The sequence below is a fragment of the Streptomyces sp. NPDC052036 genome (genome assembly GCF_040680495.1).
GTDB lineage: Bacteria > Actinomycetota > Actinomycetes > Streptomycetales > Streptomycetaceae > Streptomyces.
In genome coordinates this window covers 113,051-130,225 of record NZ_JBFAWW010000014.1, presented here as the reverse complement: position 1 = coordinate 130,225, position 17,175 = coordinate 113,051, and the positions used below count along the sequence as shown (strand labels likewise).

Sequence of the window (17,175 nt, the reverse complement as noted above, 5' to 3'; positions counted from 1 at the left end):
CCTCCTAGAAGAACGTGCGGATGTAGTCGACGACCGTCCCGTCCGCTTCGGCCACCGGGATCACCTGCCACTTGTCGAAGGACGTGCACGGGTGGGACAGGCCGAAGCCGACCCAGTCGCCCACCTCCACGTCCGCCTCGGGTCCGGTGCGCAGCCAGAGGTGCTGGTCGGACAGGGCCGTCACCTCGATCCCGGCCGCCGGGCGCTCGGTGCCCTCCCGGCGCACCGCCTGGGCCACGGGGAGGTCGAGGTCGTAGGCGGCATCCCGCTTGCCCGCGTTGACGAACGCCTGGTCCGCCGACGGGCGGGAGATCACCTGGGCCCACAGCCGGAACGCGGGCTCCAGGGCGCCCTCCTCCGGCACCCGGTTGAACGGGGTCAGCCTGCGGTAGTGCACGTCGTCGTGCGAGACGTACGCGCCCGAGCGCAGCAGCTTCAGTACGGGCAGGGAGAGTTCGGGGATCTCGGCGAAGACGTCGGCGACCGCGTCGAACCACTCGCTGCCGCCCGCGCTCACCACGATCTCCTCGGCCCCGGTGAACCGCCCCGCCTTGTCGAACTCCACGGCGATCCCGGTCAGCCGGCACAGCCACGCGTGCACCCGCTCCGGCGAGGCCTCGGGTACCTGGGCCTCGTACCCCGCCACGCCCACCAGGCGCAGCGTGTCCGTGCCCGCCACCGCGTCCGCGACCGCCCTCGCGTCCGCCTCCGTGCGCACGCCGGTGCGGGCGCCCTCGCCCGCGCCCAGCTCGACGACGACCTCCACCGGGCGGGCGGCGCCCCGCAGGGTCGCGTCCATCAGCTCCACCCCGCGCACGGAGTCCACATAGCAGACCAGGCGGAACTCCGGGTCGGCGGCCAGCTCGGCGGCGACCCAGCGCAGGGCCGCGGCGTCCACCAGCTCATTGGCGAGAAACACCCGGCGGATCCCGAACGCCCGTGCCACGCGCACCTGGTGGGGGACCGCGAGCGTGATGCCCCACGCCCCGTGCTCCATCTGGCGGTGGAAGAGCTGCGGCGCCATCGACGTCTTGCCGTGCGGGGCGAAGGCGAGGCCGTGGCGGGCCGTGTACGTCTCCATCAGCGCGAGGTTGTGCCGGAGGCGCTCGGCGGACAGGGCGAGGACGGGGGTGGTGAAGCCGCCGGTGAACAGACTGCGGCCCTCGTCCGCCAGTTCGGCCAGGGTGAGCCCCTCGGCGTCCGGCGGGAGGCCCTTGAAACGGTGGTCGACGCGGTCCGCCGTGAGGGCGGCGAGGCGTTCTGCGGCGGTGGCGGCGTCCATGGGGCCTCCTTGATCCCAGGCGTTGCGTCCTGTGCAACGCCCGTTGCGTGTATCGCTTGCTGCTGTCTAACATCCCGGCCAACGCGGGGTCAACGCAGCCGCCGCACCCGCGAGACGAACAGGAGCCACCACCATCGTGACCGCCAACGGCCTGCCGCTCGCCCCGGGTGCCCCGGACATCGTGGATGTCGTCGCGCTCGGCGAGTCCATGGTCACGTTCGTGCCGTCCGGCCCGGGCAGGCTGGCCGATGTTCCGTCCTTCCAGCGGGGGATCGGCGGCGCCGAGTCGAACGTCGCGTGCGTGCTGGCGGCGGCCGGGCACTCCGCGCGGTGGGTCAGCCGGGTCGGCGCGGACGGCTTCGGCGAGCATCTGGTCGAGGCGATCGGGGCGTACGGCGTCGATGTCGCATCGGTACCGCGCGATCCGGCGCGCCCGACCGGGATCTACTTCCGCACGGCCGGGGACCGGGCGGGCGACGACCACGAGGTGGCGTACTACCGGGCGGGATCGGCCGCCTCGGCGATGACGGTGGAGAACATCGACCTGGACGCGGTGCGGGCCGGGCGTGTGCTGCACCTGTCCGGGATCACGGCCGCGCTGTCGGACGGCTGCCGTGCGCTGCTGCGGGAGCTGACCGCGTCCCGGGCCGGGCGCCCGCTCGTCTCCTTCGACGTCAACCACCGCCCCGGGCTGTGGCGCACCGCCGACGGGCCCCGCGTGCTGCTGGAACTGGCGCGCGGAGCCGACATCGTGTTCGTGGGGGACGACGAGGCCCGCGAGCTGTGGGGGCTGCGCGGCGCCCGTGCCGTCCGGGAGGCGCTGCCGGAGCCGGAGATCGTGGTCGTCAAGCAGGGCGGGAGCGGGGCGACCGCGTTCGGCGGGGCATCCGGGGGACCGCGCGAGGACGTCACGGACCCGGCCGCCTTCGTACCCGCTCTGAACGTCGACGTCGTCGCCGCCGTCGGTGCCGGGGACGCCTTCGCGGCCGGGTTCCTCTCCGCCACCCTGCGCGGGCTGCCCGTACGGGACCGGTTGCGGCACGGTCATCTCACGGCCGCCGCGGCGCTGACCGTCCCCGGCGACCTCGCCGCCCCGTGCTCCCGCGACCACGCCGACCGGCTCGCCGCCCTCGACGACGCCGCGTGGGAGACACTGCGACTCGGCCCCGGCTGGACCGAAGCCGACGCACGGGCCGCGGAGGAGGTACGTACACCATGAGCCAGACCGTCGACCGGGCGCTGAGCATCCTGCCGCTGCTGGCCGAGGGGCCCGCCGATCTCGGACAGGTCGCCGACCGGCTCGGCGTGCACAAGTCCACCGCCCTGCGGCTGCTGCGCACGCTGCACGAGCACGGCCTGGTCTACCGCCAGTCCGACCAGCGCTACCGCCTCGGTGCCCGCCTCTTCGCCCTCGCCCAGCAGGCCGTGGAGAACCTCGACATCCGGGAGATCGCCCACCCCCACCTCGTCCGCCTCAACGAGGAGTGCGGACACACCGTCCATCTCGCGGTGTACGAGGAGGACGAGGTCCTCTACATCGACAAGGTCGACAGCCGCTACCCGGTCCGGATGTACTCCCGCATCGGGAAGCCGGTCGCCATCACCGTCGCGGCCGTCGCCAAACTCCTGCTCGCCGACCTTCCCGAGCCCGAGCGCCGCGCCGTCGCGGAGAAGCTCGACTACCCCCTCTACACGGCCCGTTCGACGCCGAACGCCGCCGCCTTCCTCAAGGAGCTGGCGGTCGTGCGCGGGCAGGGCTGGGCCACCGACCTCGGCGGCCACGAGGAGTCCATCAACTGCGTCGCCGCCCCCGTCCGGGGCACCGACGGACGGGTCGTCGCGGCCATGTCGGTCTCCGCGCCCAATGTCGTCGTCACCTCCGACGAACTCCTCAGCCTGCTCCCGCTGGTGCGCCGTACCGCGGACGCCATCACCCGGGAGTACTCCGGCAACCCGCCAGCAAAGGACTCCGTATGACGGACAAGACCGCCCTGACCCCCAAGACCCACACGACCCCGCCCGCCCGCTTCTCCCACGGCGTGCGGAAGGGCAACATCCTCCAGGTCGCCGGGCAGGTGGGCTTCCTGACCGCCGAGGAGGGCAGGCCGCCCACGCCCGCGGGCCCCACCCTGCGCGAGCAGACCCTGCAGACCCTCGCCAATGTCAAGGCGATCCTGGAGGAGGGCGGGGCCGGCTGGGACGACGTGATGATGATCCGTGTCTATCTGACCGACGTGGACCACTTCGCCGAGATGAACGAGATCTACAACGCCTACTTCGACGAGCAGGCCCTCACCCAGCCGCCCGCCGCCCGGACCACCGTCTACGTGGGCCTCCCGGCCGGCCTCCTCGTCGAGATCGACGCGCTGGCCGTACTCGGCTGACCCGCCGCTGCACCACTTCGTACGCCGTCACGGTGCGGCGCCCCCACTCCTGGGGTGCCGTGCCGCGATCCCCCCTGCCCGAAAGCCCGATGGACTGACGAGAAGCCAGAGGTCCCCCTGTCATGCGCATGATCATCATGCACGATCTCGCGGCCCCCGCCGCGCCCGCCACCCCACCCCACACCGGCGGTCTGCTCGCCCTCGTCCACGGCACCGCCGGCCTGCTCACCGTCGCGGCGCTCGGTATCGCGCTGCTGCTCTTCCTGATCATCAAGGTGCGACTGCAGCCCTTCGTCGCGCTGCTCGCGGTCTCCATAGCCGTCGGTCTCGGCGCCGGACTGTCGGTCACCGAACTCTTCGGCACGGTCCAGCGCTCGGACGCCGTCTCCCTCATCGAGTCCGGCATGGGCGGCACCCTCGGCCATATCGCCATCATCATCGGCCTGGGCACCATGCTCGGCGCGGTCCTCGAAGTCAGCGGGGGCGCCGAGGTGCTGGCCTCCCGGCTCCTGAACCTCTTCGGCGAGCGGCGCGCCCCGCTCGCCATGGGCCTCACCGGTCTGATCTTCGGCATCCCGGTCTTCTTCGACGTCGGCATCTTCGTGCTCGCGCCGATCGTCTACGCGGCCGCCAAGCGCGGCGGCACGTCGATCCTGCTCTACTGCCTTCCGCTGCTCGCGGGCCTGTCGATGACCCACGCCTTCCTGCCGCCGCACCCGGGTCCGGTCGCCGCCGCCGGGCTGCTGAAGGTCGACCTCGGCATGGTCATCCTGATGGGCATCGTCTGCGGCGTCCCGGCGGTGCTGGCCGCATGGGCGTGGTCGGCGTGGATCGGCAAGCGGATCTTCGTACCCGTACCGCAGGACATGATGGAGGCGGCCGAGGAGGCGAAGGCGGCGCTCGTGCGGGAGCAGCGGGGCGGGGGCGCTGCGCCCTCGAACGAAGCCGGGAGCTCGGGGAAGGGCGTGCCGCCCGCGGAGAAGCCGGTGCCGCTGACCACGGTGTTCGTGATCATCGGTACGCCGCTGGTGCTGATCCTCCTGGCGACCTTCTCCTCGATCGCCTTCGACCCGCCCCCAAGCTCTCCGACAAGCTCCGAGCAGGGGGGACCCCCATCCGGCCGCTCGGTGATCGAGTTCTTCGGCCACCCCTTCGTGGCGCTGACGATCGCACTGCTGCTGGCGTACTACCTGCTCGGCATCCGCCGCGGCTGGTCCCGCAAGTCCCTGGAGACGGTGTCCACCGCCTCTCTCAAGCCGATCGGCAACATCCTGCTGGTGGTCGGCGCGGGCGGTGTCTTCGGCGCGGTCCTCAAGGGCAGCGGGGTCGCGCAGGCCCTCTCCGACACCTTCCACGACGTCGGCCTGCCGGTGATCGTCCTCGCGTATCTGATCTCGCTCGTGCTGCGGGTGGCGCAGGGCTCGGCGACGGTCGCGATCGTCACGACGGCGGGCATCGTCGCCCCGCTCCTGACGGAGGGTCATCACTCGGGGGCCTTCGCGGCCTTGGTCATCATGGCCATCTCGGCCGGCTCCATCTTCGCCTCGCATGTCAACGACGGCGGCTTCTGGATGGTGGCCAAGTACTTCGGCATCACCGAACGGGACACGCTGCGGACCTGGACCGTGCTGGAGTCGGTGCTGTCCGTGGCCGGGTTCGCGGTGGCCGCCGTGGTGAGTACGTTCGTATAGCTTCGCGAGCTTCGTAGGGGCTTCGTAGAGCGAGAATTCGTATAACGATGCCGGGGCTGGCTGTGCCCGCACAGGATCTTCGACCATACTGCCCGCTGTGGAGCAGCGCATAGGTCCGAGCAGCCAGCCCCTGGACGGCGCCGGGGTCGACCCGGCCTTCATCCCCGGGCTCACCTCACCCGTGACCGGCGTACGGGAGGACGCCGACGAACCGGAGGACGCGGTACCCGACGGCGGGAAGGCCGCCGTCGCGAAGCCGGCGGATCCCGCGGACCCGGCGAAGTCGGCGGATCCCGCGGAGCCGACGGATCCGGCTGAGCGCGAGGAGCGCGCAGCGGGCGGGCAGTCCGCCGGCGAGGCCTCCGAAGAGGGGACAGCGGCCGACGACGCCGAGGCGGCGGAGGAGACCCCCGAGGGGCCGGTCTTCGAGGCCGCCGACCGGCGTGCGCGCATCGTCGCGGACCACAGCGGTGTGCGGCTGCGCCTGGACGACCAGGAGTGCGAGTTCCGCTGGGACGAGATCGGCGCCGTCGAGACCCAGACCGCGCGCTTCGGCAAGCGGTTCACGGTCACGGTGCACACGCCTGACCGCCGCTGGTACCCGATCGAGATCGAGGCGACGGCCAGGGCGCGTTTCACGGAGTGGGAGACCCTGCTGGACGAGGTTCTGGACGCCTACTTCGAGGACGGGGAGAAGGAACCCGTCGCCGCGCAGGACGGCGACTGAACCACGGCGTCAGCCGCAGTACCGGGCCTCCTTGCCGATGGACCGGTACATGCAGTCCGCGTTCTCCAGCAGTTGCAGCACCGCGTCCCGGTTTCGTGACGTCTCCCGCTCGATGACCTCGTCGGGCGGGTAGAAGCCGCCCGACGAACTGGACGTGGGATACATCTCGAAGGTGTAGTCGAAGATCTTCTGGGTGCCCCACAGGTAGTCGTCGATCGACCCGTCGGTGATGTACAGGTCGCTCGACTGCTCGGGCGTGTAGCCGTTGCTCGCGGCCATCTTGCGCCCCACGGCCTGGTAGGCGGCGGCGTCGTCCGCCGTCATGCCCGTCGTCGTGTCGGAGTAGGTGTAGCCGAAGGGCCACAGCACGAGTTCGCTGTACGTGTGGAAGTCGATGCCCGCCTTGATCTGCTGCTTCCCGCCGATGACCCGGCTGCGCACGAAGTCGGCGACCACCTTCACCTCGGGCGCCGACTCGGCGGACGCGCCGCGGTAGGTCTCCGAGGACGCGGACCCGGAGGAGCCGCCGCAGCAGCCCCACTTGTAGTTCCAGTTGCGGTTCAGGTCCGTACCGACGTACGAGGAGCCTGAGTTGGGCTGGCGGTTCTTGCGCCACGAGCGGTAGGAACCGGTCGCGATGTCGTACTCGCCGCCGTCCGGGTTGAGGTCGGGCACGATCCAGATCTCCCGGCTGTTCACGATGTTCGTGATCCGGGAGTCGCCGCCGTAGCCCGCGCCGAGTTCGCGCAGCAGATACAGCGCCATCTCCACCGTCAGGTGCTCGCGCGCGTGCTGGTGGAAGGTGAAGAGGACCTCGGGCTCGTTCTCGTCGGTCGCCACGTTGTCGCTGACCTTGACGGCGACGATGTCCCGGCCCTGGTACGACTTGCCGATCACCTGCTTGCTCATGATGTTCGGGTACGCCGCGAGCCGCTGGTCGATCTCCGCGTTCATCTCGGCGTAGTTGTGGTACTTCGAGTCCGCCGAGGGGAAGTCGAAGGGCCGTACGCCGCCCGCGCCGTCGGTGCGGTCCGGGACCGCCGCGACCGGGGTGACGTCGTAGCCGAGCGCCCGTACCCTGCTGATCTGGTCCGCGCGGCCGGAGACGACGACCGTCTCCTCGTCCGCCTCGTCGACCGTGACCCCGGTCTGCTGAAGGGCCGTACGGGACATCGGAGTCGTGCTCCGGTGGATCTCGTACTGGCGGACGTCGCCGGACGAGGGGCGGTGCGGCCGGGCGCCGGTGGCCGTGGCGCTGGTGCCGGCCGAGACGGGTGCCGCGAGGGCGAGCGCCAGCAGGGTGGCCAGGGCGGCGGTCCGGCTGCCGCCGAGGGTGCCTGATCCGCGGATGCGAAGTCGCATGAGGTCTCCTTGGGTCTCCAGGTTTCCGGAGGTCCTCCGGAATGTGGGGTGGAGTGGAGCGGGGGGTGGTCCGTTCGCTGCGACGTACGTGCGGGTGTCGGGCTCATGGTGAAGGGATGGCATGGTCAGGTCAAGAGCGGTCAAAGGGGCGGCGGCCGGGACCGGTCGGAACACGACACGGGCCCCGGGGCGTGATCAGCCCCCGGGGCCCCAACGGGCGAACGCGGTGTCAGCCGCGCACCCACCACTTCGTGCTGGTGGCGATGGCCTGCATCTGCTTCAGGGTGAGCGCGGGGGCGGTGCGGGTCGCCGGGGTGTTCTGGGCACCGGAGTTGAAGGCGCTGATCACCACGCGGCGGCCGTCGGGGCGCATGGTGTCGACGGTCCACATGACGACTTCCCTGCCGCCCTTCTCGCCAGGCCCCTGATGCGTGGCGACCTTGGTACCGTCGGGCAGGGTCCGGGAGTCGGGGCCGAAGAGCTGGCCCTCCTCCTTGGACATGTCCGCCTGGACGTTGACCTGGACCATACTCGCGCCCCTGCCGTCGTCCACGACGACATACCCGAACCCGGGGTCCGCGACGCTCTTCGAGACGACCCCGACCCCCTTGGGCAGGAGGGTGGCGAGCGTCGACGACACCGAGCCGCCGGGGACACCCTGCGGCCGGCTCGGCTCGGTCGTCGGCACCCGCGGGTCCACGGGCATCGCATCGGCGGCGGTACGCCACTCCTGCGCGCTGACGAGCGCCTTCAGCCCGTCCGGGGACAGCGGAGGCCGGCTGCGGCTGGTCGGCGCGTCCTTCTCGGCGGCGGAGTTCCACTCCTGAACGCTGATGTACTGCCCCTTCGGCGTGACGAGCTGGGCGGACCACAGCTTGGTGTCGACACGGCGGTCCGGGTACTCGTAGCCCTGGAGGATCATGAGTGCCGAACCGTCGGCGAGCGTGCTCGTGGTGCAGGCGTCGTACGGGACGAACATCTTGTCGGGGCAGGCGGTGGTCTCCAGGGCCTGGCTGCTGCCGGGACGGACGCGGTCCACCGCGACGGCGACGGCGGCCTTCCCCTTGCCGTCGTCGTACACGACCTGTGCGTACGGCCTCCGCGAGTCGCTGGTGCCGCGCCCCTCCTCGTGGGAGTACGTCCCCGGGGGGAGCAGCTTCTTCAGGGTGCGGACGAGATCGTCACCTGACAGGGCGGCGGACCGGCCGGGCGAGGCGGCCGGGGCCGTCGGGCTGCCGGCCACGGAGTGCTGCCGGCCGTCCGCCTGGAGGCCGGGCAGCACGAGCGTCACGCCGAGCCCGACGAGCGCGACCCCGGTCACGCCGCCCGTGACGGCGGCCCGGCGCCTGCGGAGCGTCCGGCCGCGGGTCTCGCCGCGGTCGGCCAGGTCGAGCCGGTCGCTGTCGAAGGTGCCGCCGGTGTGACGCAGGGCCGCGGCGAAGTGGTCCTCGAAGGGGTCGTGTTCTTCAACGGGCATGGCAAAACCGCCGTTTCTGCGGACGAGGTGGTGGTAGCGGCCGGTCGGCCGGAGGGAGATCAGGGGGTCAGGGTTCCCGGGACGAGTCAGAGTCTCGGTCTCGCGTACTCGGCGAGCGCGTCGCCGAGCAGGGCGCGCAGCCGGGCGAGGGCGCGGACGCAACGGGTGCGGACGGCGGCCGAACTGGTGTTGAGGACCGCCGCGGTCTCCTCGATGCTGCGGTCCTCCCAGTAGCGCAGGACGACCACGGCACGGTCCTTGGCGGACAGCTGTGCCAGCGCCTCCAGGAGGGTGAGCCGTAGCGATGTGTCCCCCGCGCCGGGGTCGGGCAGCTCGGGGAGCACGTCGGTGGCGCGTTCCCTGCGGCTGCTGTGGCGGCGCCGGTGGGCGAGAAAGGTGCGGGTGAGGACCGTCTGGGCGTATCCGGCGGGGTTGTCGGCCCGGGAGATCCGGCCCCAGCGCAGATACACCCGGCCGAGAGTCTCCTGGACGAGGTCCTCGGCGAGATGGGTGTCGCCCCCGGTGAGCAGACAGGCGGACCGGTACAGATGCCCGGCCCGCGCCGCCGCGAACTCCGGGTATCCGACGCTGCGGCCCTGTCTCATGCGTTCCCCCGTCGTGCTGTGCCGTGCCGTCGCGCGGCCGGGCCGTCCTGTACGGCCCTCACCTCATTGATGCGGTGGGGCCACGGAAATGTTTCACCGGACCGGAGCCCCCGTGCGCGAGACCGCGAAACCCCTGATGCCCGGCCGCGAGGGGCCGGGCATCAGGGGCACGGTGCACGGGAGTGGCGAGGGTCAGGGCAGGGCGTGGACGTGCGGTCCCACCGTGTTCGACCAGGCGTTGCCCGACGCCGCGTCCCAGTTCGTCGACCAGGTCATCGCACCCCGCAGATCGGGGTACGTCTTCGACGGCTTGAAGGAGCCGCAGTTCGTGGCCTTCGCCAGACAGTCGAGGGCGTTGTTCACCACCGTCGGGGAGACGTACCCGCTGCCCGCCGCGCTCGTCGAGGCGGGGACGCCCAGGCCCACCTGGGACGGGGACAGTCCGCCCTGGAGCTGGATGCAGGCGAGGGCCGTCAGGAAGTCCACCGAACCCTGGCTGTAGACCTTGCCGTCACAGCCCAGCATCGAACCGCTGTTGTAGTACTGGGTGTTGACGACCGTCAGGATGTCCTTGATGTTCAGGGCGGTCTGGAAGTAGCCGTTCGACGTCGACTGCATGTCGATCGTCTGCGGAGCCATCGTGATGATCAGCGACGAGCCCGCCTTCGACGACAGCTGCCGCAGCGCCTGCGTCATGTACGTCGCGTTGATGCCGTTTTCCAGGTCGATGTCCACGCCGTCGAATCCATAGGTCTGCATCAGCGAGTAGACCGAGTTCGCGAAGTTCGTCGCCGACGTCGTGTCGCTCACCGACACCGTGCCGTTCTGCCCACCGACCGAGACGACCACCTTCTTGCCGGCCGCGTGCTCGGCGGCGATGTCCGCCTTGAACTGCGCCACCGTGTAGCCCCCGAGTCCGGAGGAGTCCAGGGTGAAGGAGACCCCGCCCGGCGTGCTCGTAGCGTCCGCGAACGCCACCGCGACGATGTCGTACTGCGACGGCACGTCCGTGAGCCGCTGCACCGTCGCGCCGTTGTTGAAGTTCTGCCAGTAGCCCGTCACCGCGTGTCTCGGCAGCACCCCGGTGCCTCCGCCGCCGGACGAGGAGGACGTCGTGGCCGTCACCGCCGACGACTTCTGCGACTCGCCCGCCGCGTTCACCGCCGTCACCTGGAAGGAGTACGACGTCGACGGGGACAGCCCCGTCACGGTGGCCGAGGTGCCGGTCACGGCGGACACCTTCGTACCGCCCTGGTAGACGTTGTAGCCCGTCGCGCCCGACACCGTGTTCCAGGTCAGGGACGCCGACGAGGACGTGGTGGAGGAGACCGCGAGGCCGGCGGGGGCCGCGGGCACGGTCGGGGAGGGGTCGCCTCCGCCGCCCCCGTCCGGGCCGTAGACCGACACGTCGTCGGCGTAGTACGCCGCCTGGCCGTACCAGCCGTGCAGGTACACCGTCACCGAGGTCGTCGAGGCGCCTGTGGTGAAGGTCGTCGACAGCTGTTTCCAGCCCGACGAGTCCGGCGTCCAGGTCGACACATCCGTCGTGCCGGTGCCCGTCGCGCCCAGGTAGGTGTAACCGCCCTGCACCCAGGCACTCAGCGTGTACGTCGCGTTGGGCTTGACCGCCACCGTCTGGGTGCACTGCGCGTTGTCCTGACCCGCCGGGGTCCCCTTCAGCGCGGCGGCACCGCCGTGCACCGGGGACGACACCGTCGTACCGCTGCCGGCCGAACAGGTCCAGTCCGTGAGGCCGGACTCGAAGCCGGCGTTCTTGGCGTTGTTCACGTCCGCGGCAGCCGCGTGCCCGGCGGCCAGGAAGGTGAGGGCGAGCGCGGCGACGGTGGCCTGGGCCAGGGTCCGTCTGCGGCGCAACATGCCTGGTACGCGGTCCACTTGAGCCTCCGGTGTGGGGAGTGGGGGAAGGAGAGGGAGGAGGGGAGGGCGAGGGGAGAGCCCTGCGGAACGGTGGCCACCGCTTGACGAAAGAATTTGGTCCAGACCAATCTGGTTGTCAAGACCTGCGGCGCCCTCAACGCCCTTACCGGCGGGTCGAGTTGTGGCATATGCCCCTACTCTGTGTCGATCATGGTCTCACCTTCGGTGAGATGATCTTCCGGATTCGGTGTTGAGCCGGGCATGCCGTGGATATGGTGCTGTTGCAGGACGATGCAAGAGGACGCAACAGGGGCCATCTGAGGCGGTGGTCGACCACCCCGCCGCAGTGAACGGGGTGGTGTGCAGCCGTGCCGACCGCGATAGCCGTCACCAGTCCCGACCTGGTGCTCCCGCCGCTCGACCGGCAGACCCCGCCCGCCGCGATCCAGCCGCAGCCCACGCTCGAACAGTCTCTGAACGGCATGCACTCGCTCATCGAGCAGCACGGGTACGTCATCGCGCTGCACTCCGCGTCCGTCGACGACCCGGCCGTCCAGCGGCTGCGCACCGTGCGCTCCGTCCTGGAGAGCGACCGCATCGCGCTGCTCGGCCTCGATCTGCCCCCGCTCGGACTGGCCCTGCTGGCCCAGCAGTTACGGCAGCTGTCGGTCTGCGACTTCAGCCCGGGCGTCCTGGCGTCGTCCGCGCGGCTGCTCGCCCACTACATCTACGCCGGCGCCCTCCTCGGCTCGGTCACCAGGCTCGACCGCATCCCCGTCTCGCTCGCCTCCCACGCCAAGTCCTGGGTGCCCAACGCCCAGTTCGCCGTCCTCGCCCACCCCCGGCCCCGGCTCGTCCGCATCGGTCAGGAGGAGTTACCGGGCCCCGAGTTCGGCACCCGGATGATCGTCGCCGCCGGGCAGCCGCCCTCGGACTGGGTCACCGCCACCCTCGCGCCCGCCTGGCGCGTCCAGGGTGTCGCGACCGTTCCCCTCCCGCAGGACTCCGGCCGCTGGTGGGGGACCCAGCGACTCGTGGAGTTCGCCGCGGGCCTGCATGACGTGTCCGTGCTCTACCAGCTCGTCACCTCCGTACGCCGCGAGGTCTGCCACTGGTGCGGCCTCGAACTCATCGGCGACCGCTGCGGTTTCTGCGCCGCATCGCTGCCGGGGCCCCTCGAAGGGCAACCGGTCGCCACCGCCCGCGCGCTGCCACGAGGCGGCACGTGAGCACCGTACGCACCACCCCATCGCCGTACGCACAACTCGCCGTTCCCGCCGCACCCGTTCACGGGCCGCCCCACCACCGTCCGGCCCCACCGCACCACCGCTCGACCGCCCTCCGGCCGGACGGCGGGCCCGCCCGACCGCACGGCACGTCCCCCCGAGGTGAGATGTAGTGAACGCACGACAGCGCCGCGGCGTCATCCTGCTGGTGCTCTCGGCCCTCGCCGCCGTCGGCGCCTTCGCCGGCGTCCTGTCGGTGATCCGCGACGTGAACTCGAAGGTCGGACCGGAGGTCACGGCGTACCGGCTCAAGGGCGACATCCCGCCGTACCAGGAACTCACGCCCGACCAGTTCCAGCAGGTCGCCATGCCCCGGCGCTGGCTGTCCGCGACGGCGGTCACCAGCCTCTCGCAGATCCGCGGCAAGATCGCGGTGACCCGGCTGGAGAAGGGGTCGCTGCTGCAGACCGACATGATCGTCGACCGGCCCGCGCTCCAGTCGGGACAGCAGGAGATCGCCATCATGATCGACGCGTCCACCGGTGTCGCGGGGAAGATCGACCCGGGCTCGCGGGTCAACATCTACGCCACCTTCAAGGCCCAGAACGACAAGGGCAAGGACGAGTCCAAGATCATCGTGACCAACGCCCGCGTCCTGGACGTCGGCAAGCTCACGGCCCTCGACCCGGACCAGTCCAGCGACGAGCGCCGCCGCACCGCCACCGAGGCCGTCCCCATCACCTTCGCCCTCGACACGGCGGACGCCCAACGGGTCGCGTACGCGGAGTCGTTCGCGGAACACGTCCGGCTCGCCCTGGTCGCGGGCGGCTCCCAGACCTCGGTCACGCCCGGCGATCGCACATACACCCTCGACCAGGACAAGTAGGAGGCCACGCATGAGGTCCGTCCCGGTCCCCGGCGGGTTCGTTCGCAGCCGGTCCGTCCGTAGCCGCTTCTTCCCTGTCGGCCCTGTCCCCACCGGCCCTGTCCTCGGCGGTCCCGACCTCGGGGGGCCGCGCCGATGACCGTCCGCGTTCTCCCCGCCGTCGGTGACATCGACGCGGTCCGCGCGCTGTCCAGCCTGCTCGGCCAGCTCCCCGACACGGAGCCCGCCCAGCCGGTCCAGGACTCCACCGCCCTGCTCGACACCCTGGCGCGGCTGGCCGGCGAGTCCCTCGACGAACTGCCCGAGGTCGTCCTCGTCCACGAGCGGATCGGGCCGGTCCCCGCGCTGGACCTGATCCGCGACCTGGCGATGCGTTTCCCGGCCGTCGGGGTCGTCCTCATCACCGCCGACACGAGCACGGGTGTGCTCACCGCCGCGATGGACTCCGGCGCCCGCGGCATCGTCACCCTCCCGCTCGGCTACGACGCCCTCGCCGAACGCGTCCAGGCCGCCGCCGCCTGGTCCGCCGGGATGCGGCGCCATCTGGGCAGCGCACCCGCCGAGCTGTACTCCGGCCCCGGCGGGACCGTGGTCACCGTGACCGGCGCGAAGGGCGGTGTCGGCGCGACCGTCACGGCCGTCCAACTGGCCCTCGCGGCACGGGCGTCGGGCCGTACCGTCGCCCTGGTCGACCTCGATCTGCAGTCCGGGGACGTCGCCTCCTACCTGGACGTGCAGTTCCGGCGCTCGATTGCCGACCTCGCCGCGATCACCGACATCAACCCCCGCGTCCTCCAGGACGCCGTCTACACCCACGACAGCGGTGTCGGACTGCTGCTCGCCCCCGCCGAGGGCGAACGCGGCGAGGAGGTCAGCGACCGGGTGGCCCGCCAGGTCATCGGCGCGCTGCGCTCCCGCCACGACGTGGTGATCGTCGACTGCGGCGCCCAGATGAACTCCGCGACCGCCGTGGCCGTCGAGATCGCCGACCAGGCGCTGCTGCTCGTCACCCCGGACGTGGTCGCGGTCCGTGCCGCCAAGCGGATGGTGCGCATGTGGGACCGGCTGCAGATCCGCAAGGCCGAGGAGACGCTCACGGTCGTCAACCGCCACTCGCGCGGTACGGAGATCCAGCCGTCCCTCGTCGAACGCATCACCGGCACCAGGGTGGCCCACGCCGCGGTCCCGGCGTCCTTCAAGGAACTCCAGTCGGTCGTGGACGCCGGGCGCCTGCAGGACCTCGACGCCCGTTCCACGGTGAAGCAGGCGCTGTGGGCACTGGCGGGCGAGCTGGGCCTGGTGACGGTGCCGGAGGGCGGGGGCGGACGCCGGCGCAGGGCGTCCCCGGACCGGGGGGCGCTGACCCCCTGGCGCAAGGGCGGGGACCGGGGCGCGGTCACCCTGGAGTTCGCCGGGATGTTCCCGCTGCTGCTGGTCGTGATGGCGCTGATGTGGGAGTGCGTCCTCTACGGCTACACGTACTCCCTGGCGGGCAACGCGGCCGACGAGGCGGCGCGTGCGGCCACCGCGGCCTATGCCGTGCACGGCGATGTGGCGGGGGCGTGCCGGTCGGCGGGGGCGGCGCATCTGCCGGACGCCTGGAGCGGCGCGTCGATCACCTGCGGGGAGGAAGGGCCGGTGATGAAGGCGACGGTACAGGCGCAGGTCCCGCTGTTCTTCCCGGGCGTCAACCCGGGCTGGCGCGTGGAGGGGTCCGCCGGGGCGGCCCTGGAGGGGGACGGCCGATGAGGACGCTGCTCCGCCGCCGGGGAGCCGATCCGGCGGGTGCGCGGGAGCGTCGCCTGGGGGCCGGTCTGTGGGGTGGGCGGGCGCGCATTCGGGGAGTCGACCCGGCGGGGCGGCCGCCGCACCGCAGTGGAGACGTCCCGGCGCAACGGCCGCCGCACCGCCGTGGAGACGCCCCTGCGGTCAGGCGTTCGCGCCTCCGGGACGACCGCGGCGTCTCCATGCTCGAATTCGCCGGCTTTCTGCCCATCCTCCTCGTCATCGGCATGGCCACCATCCAGCTGGGCCTCATCGGCTACGGCATCAACCAGGCCGGCACCGCCGCCCGCGCCGCCGCCCGTGTCGCCTCGCAGAACGGCGACGGGGGCGCGGCGGGCGCGGCGGCCGTCAGCGGCTGGCTCAACCCGAGCGTCAGCGCCCCCCGGGGTGCCGACACCACCACCGCCACCGTCACCGTCACCGTCCCCTCCGTCATCCCCCTCTTCGGCGACTGGCCGGTGACCCGCCACGCCACCATGCCCAACGACCCCGTCCCCCTCGCCCCGGGAAGGAGCTGACGACCGGCATGAGCCTCCGCTCCCGAATCACCGCCCCCGACGACGGCGCGGCCGCCCGCGAGGACGGACACCTCGTCGCGGTCTACCGCGCCAAGCTCCTCGAAGAGATCGACCTCGCGGAGATGTCCGGCCTCGCGACCGCCGACCGCCGGGTCCGTCTGGAGCGCGTCCTCGGCCACCTCATCAGCCGGGAGGGCCCGGTCCTCTCCTCGGCCGAACGCTCCCAGCTGATCCGCCGGGTCGTCGACGAGGCCCTCGGCCTCGGCGTCCTCGAACCGCTGCTCGCCGACGCGTCGATCACGGAGATCATGGTGAACGGCCCGGACTCGATCTTCGTGGAGCGGGCGGGCCGCGTCGAACAGCTGCCGCTGCGCTTCGCCTCCACCGAGCAGCTGATGCAGACGATCGAACGGATCGTCTCGACGGTCAACCGGCGCGTCGACGAGTCCAATCCGATGGTCGACGCCCGGCTGCCCACCGGCGAGCGCGTCAACGTCATCATCCCGCCGCTCGCCCTGACCGGCCCCACCCTCACGATCCGCCGCTTCCCGCGCGCCTACACCCTCCCCGAACTCATCGGTCTCGGCTCTCTCGACGAGCAGATGCTGATGCTGCTCGCCGCCTTCGTCCGCGCCCGCTTCAACGTGATCGTCAGCGGCGGTACGGGCACCGGGAAGACGACCCTGCTCAACGCCCTGTCAGGGCTGATCCCCGCGCACGAGCGCATCATCACCATCGAGGACTCCGCCGAGCTCCAGCTCCAGCAGGAGCACGTCATCCGCCTGGAGTCCCGGCCCCCGAACGTCGAGGGCAAGGGCCAGATCACCATTCGCGACCTGGTCCGCAACAGCCTTCGGATGCGCCCCGACCGCATCATCGTCGGTGAGGTGCGCGGCGGCGAGACCCTCGACATGCTCCAGGCGATGTCGACGGGCCACGACGGCTCGCTCGCCACCGTGCACGCCAACGCCGCCGAGGACGCCCTCATGCGGCTGCAGACCCTGGGCTCGATGTCCGAGGTGCTCATCCCCTTCGAGGCGCTCAAGGACCAGATCAACTCGGCGGTGGACGTGGTCGTCCAGCTCGCCCGGTACGCCGACGGCTCACGCAAGGTCGTGGAGATCGCCCTCGTGGTCTCCCACGGCCGCGAGCAGTTCCGCATCGCCACGGTGTCCCGCTTCGTGCCCCAGCCCTTCGGCGCCGACCGGATCGTCCGGGGCCGCTTCGAGCACCTTCCGCTGCCCCGGACGGTCGCGGAGAAGCTGTACGTCGCCGACGAACCGCTCCCGCCCGCCTTCGGCGTCGCGGAGGCCAACGTACTCCCCACCCGGCAGGCCCTCGGATGACCCCCGCA

15 protein-coding genes are annotated in these 17,175 nt (G+C 71.6%); 10 read left to right on the top strand and 5 right to left on the bottom strand.

Annotation, left to right across the window (positions count from 1 at the left end):
- Nucleotides 1-4: 4 nt before the first annotated feature.
- Nucleotides 5-1,282 carry an amino acid deaminase gene (locus AB0L95_RS20865; RefSeq protein ID WP_365163328.1) on the bottom strand — a complete coding sequence of 426 codons (1,278 nt, stop codon included), beginning with the start codon at nt 1,280-1,282 and terminating at the stop codon, nt 5-7.
- A 136-nt stretch (nt 1,283-1,418) separates the two neighbouring features.
- On the opposite strand from AB0L95_RS20865, the gene AB0L95_RS20860 reads away from it, so the two are divergent.
- The 5 genes from AB0L95_RS20860 to AB0L95_RS20840 all read left to right on the top strand — a co-directional run bounded on the left by AB0L95_RS20860 (nt 1,419) and on the right by AB0L95_RS20840 (nt 6,084).
- On the top strand, nt 1,419-2,501 hold the full coding sequence (locus tag AB0L95_RS20860) for a sugar kinase (protein WP_365163327.1): 1,083 nt from the start codon (nt 1,419-1,421) through the stop codon (nt 2,499-2,501).
- A complete protein-coding gene (locus AB0L95_RS20855; protein ID WP_365163326.1) occupies nt 2,498-3,259 on the top strand; it encodes an IclR family transcriptional regulator in 762 nt (253 codons plus the stop codon). The genes AB0L95_RS20860 and AB0L95_RS20855 overlap by 4 nt, the downstream gene beginning before the upstream one ends.
- Nucleotides 3,256-3,666 carry a RidA family protein gene (locus AB0L95_RS20850; RefSeq protein WP_365163325.1) on the top strand — a complete coding sequence of 137 codons (411 nt, stop codon included), beginning with the start codon at nt 3,256-3,258 and terminating at the stop codon, nt 3,664-3,666. The genes AB0L95_RS20855 and AB0L95_RS20850 overlap by 4 nt, the downstream gene beginning before the upstream one ends.
- 128 nt (nt 3,667-3,794) lie before the next feature.
- Entirely contained in the window at nt 3,795-5,357 is a 1,563-nt protein-coding gene (locus AB0L95_RS20845; RefSeq protein WP_365163451.1) for an SLC13 family permease, read from the top strand.
- Nucleotides 5,358-5,454: 97 nt separating this feature from the next.
- Complete coding sequence (locus AB0L95_RS20840; protein WP_365163324.1) at nt 5,455-6,084, top strand: hypothetical protein; 630 nt, start codon at nt 5,455-5,457, stop codon at nt 6,082-6,084.
- A gap of 9 nt (nt 6,085-6,093) precedes the next feature.
- Here AB0L95_RS20840 and AB0L95_RS20835 read toward each other — a convergent pair whose 3' ends face one another.
- The 4 genes from AB0L95_RS20835 to AB0L95_RS20820 all read right to left on the bottom strand — a co-directional run bounded on the left by AB0L95_RS20835 (nt 6,094) and on the right by AB0L95_RS20820 (nt 11,406).
- Nucleotides 6,094-7,446, bottom strand: coding sequence for a M14 family metallopeptidase (locus tag AB0L95_RS20835; RefSeq protein WP_365163323.1), 1,353 nt, complete (start codon nt 7,444-7,446; stop codon nt 6,094-6,096).
- Nucleotides 7,447-7,675: 229 nt separating this feature from the next.
- The gene (locus AB0L95_RS20830; RefSeq protein ID WP_365163322.1) at nt 7,676-8,923 is read right to left on the bottom strand and encodes a hypothetical protein; all 1,248 of its coding nucleotides are present in this window, start codon (nt 8,921-8,923) and stop codon (nt 7,676-7,678) included.
- Nucleotides 8,924-9,009: 86 nt separating this feature from the next.
- The gene (locus AB0L95_RS20825; RefSeq protein ID WP_365163321.1) at nt 9,010-9,528 is read right to left on the bottom strand and encodes a SigE family RNA polymerase sigma factor; all 519 of its coding nucleotides are present in this window, start codon (nt 9,526-9,528) and stop codon (nt 9,010-9,012) included.
- 192 nt (nt 9,529-9,720) lie between these two features.
- Nucleotides 9,721-11,406 (bottom strand): glycoside hydrolase family 18 protein, encoded by a 1,686-nt coding sequence (locus tag AB0L95_RS20820; RefSeq protein ID WP_365163449.1) that lies wholly within the window; start codon nt 11,404-11,406, stop codon nt 9,721-9,723.
- A 368-nt stretch (nt 11,407-11,774) separates the two neighbouring features.
- On the opposite strand from AB0L95_RS20820, the gene AB0L95_RS20815 reads away from it, so the two are divergent.
- From AB0L95_RS20815 to AB0L95_RS20795, 5 genes are all read left to right on the top strand, one after another.
- A complete protein-coding gene (locus AB0L95_RS20815) occupies nt 11,775-12,635 on the top strand; it encodes a hypothetical protein (RefSeq protein WP_365163320.1) in 861 nt (286 codons plus the stop codon).
- A 169-nt stretch (nt 12,636-12,804) separates the two neighbouring features.
- Entirely contained in the window at nt 12,805-13,518 is a 714-nt protein-coding gene (gene cpaB / locus AB0L95_RS20810; RefSeq protein ID WP_365163319.1) for a Flp pilus assembly protein CpaB, read from the top strand.
- A gap of 135 nt (nt 13,519-13,653) precedes the next feature.
- Nucleotides 13,654-15,267, top strand: coding sequence for an AAA family ATPase (locus AB0L95_RS20805; protein WP_365163318.1), 1,614 nt, complete (start codon nt 13,654-13,656; stop codon nt 15,265-15,267).
- A 218-nt stretch (nt 15,268-15,485) separates the two neighbouring features.
- The gene (locus AB0L95_RS20800) at nt 15,486-15,821 is read left to right on the top strand and encodes a TadE/TadG family type IV pilus assembly protein (protein ID WP_365163317.1); all 336 of its coding nucleotides are present in this window, start codon (nt 15,486-15,488) and stop codon (nt 15,819-15,821) included.
- 8 nt (nt 15,822-15,829) lie between these two features.
- A complete protein-coding gene (locus tag AB0L95_RS20795; protein WP_365163316.1) occupies nt 15,830-17,167 on the top strand; it encodes a CpaF family protein in 1,338 nt (445 codons plus the stop codon).
- Nucleotides 17,168-17,175: the final 8 nt, after the last annotated feature.

What these genes read in the sequence shown, in the direction of transcription:
- AB0L95_RS20845 (WP_365163451.1), top strand. Translation starts at nt 3,795, where the DNA reads ATGATCATCATGCACGATCTCGCGGCCCCCGCCGCGCCCGCCACCCCA.
- AB0L95_RS20805 (WP_365163318.1), top strand. Translation starts at nt 13,654, where the DNA reads ATGACCGTCCGCGTTCTCCCCGCCGTCGGTGACATCGACGCGGTCCGC.
- AB0L95_RS20850 (WP_365163325.1), top strand. Translation starts at nt 3,256, where the DNA reads ATGACGGACAAGACCGCCCTGACCCCCAAGACCCACACGACCCCGCCC.
- AB0L95_RS20795 (WP_365163316.1), top strand. Translation starts at nt 15,830, where the DNA reads ATGAGCCTCCGCTCCCGAATCACCGCCCCCGACGACGGCGCGGCCGCC.
- AB0L95_RS20820 (WP_365163449.1), bottom strand. Translation starts at nt 11,406, where the DNA reads ATGTTGCGCCGCAGACGGACCCTGGCCCAGGCCACCGTCGCCGCGCTC.
- AB0L95_RS20830 (WP_365163322.1), bottom strand. Translation starts at nt 8,923, where the DNA reads ATGCCCGTTGAAGAACACGACCCCTTCGAGGACCACTTCGCCGCGGCC.
- AB0L95_RS20835 (WP_365163323.1), bottom strand. Translation starts at nt 7,446, where the DNA reads ATGCGACTTCGCATCCGCGGATCAGGCACCCTCGGCGGCAGCCGGACC.
- AB0L95_RS20855 (WP_365163326.1), top strand. Translation starts at nt 2,498, where the DNA reads ATGAGCCAGACCGTCGACCGGGCGCTGAGCATCCTGCCGCTGCTGGCC.
- AB0L95_RS20865 (WP_365163328.1), bottom strand. Translation starts at nt 1,282, where the DNA reads ATGGACGCCGCCACCGCCGCAGAACGCCTCGCCGCCCTCACGGCGGAC.
- AB0L95_RS20825 (WP_365163321.1), bottom strand. Translation starts at nt 9,528, where the DNA reads ATGAGACAGGGCCGCAGCGTCGGATACCCGGAGTTCGCGGCGGCGCGG.
- AB0L95_RS20800 (WP_365163317.1), top strand. Translation starts at nt 15,486, where the DNA reads ATGCTCGAATTCGCCGGCTTTCTGCCCATCCTCCTCGTCATCGGCATG.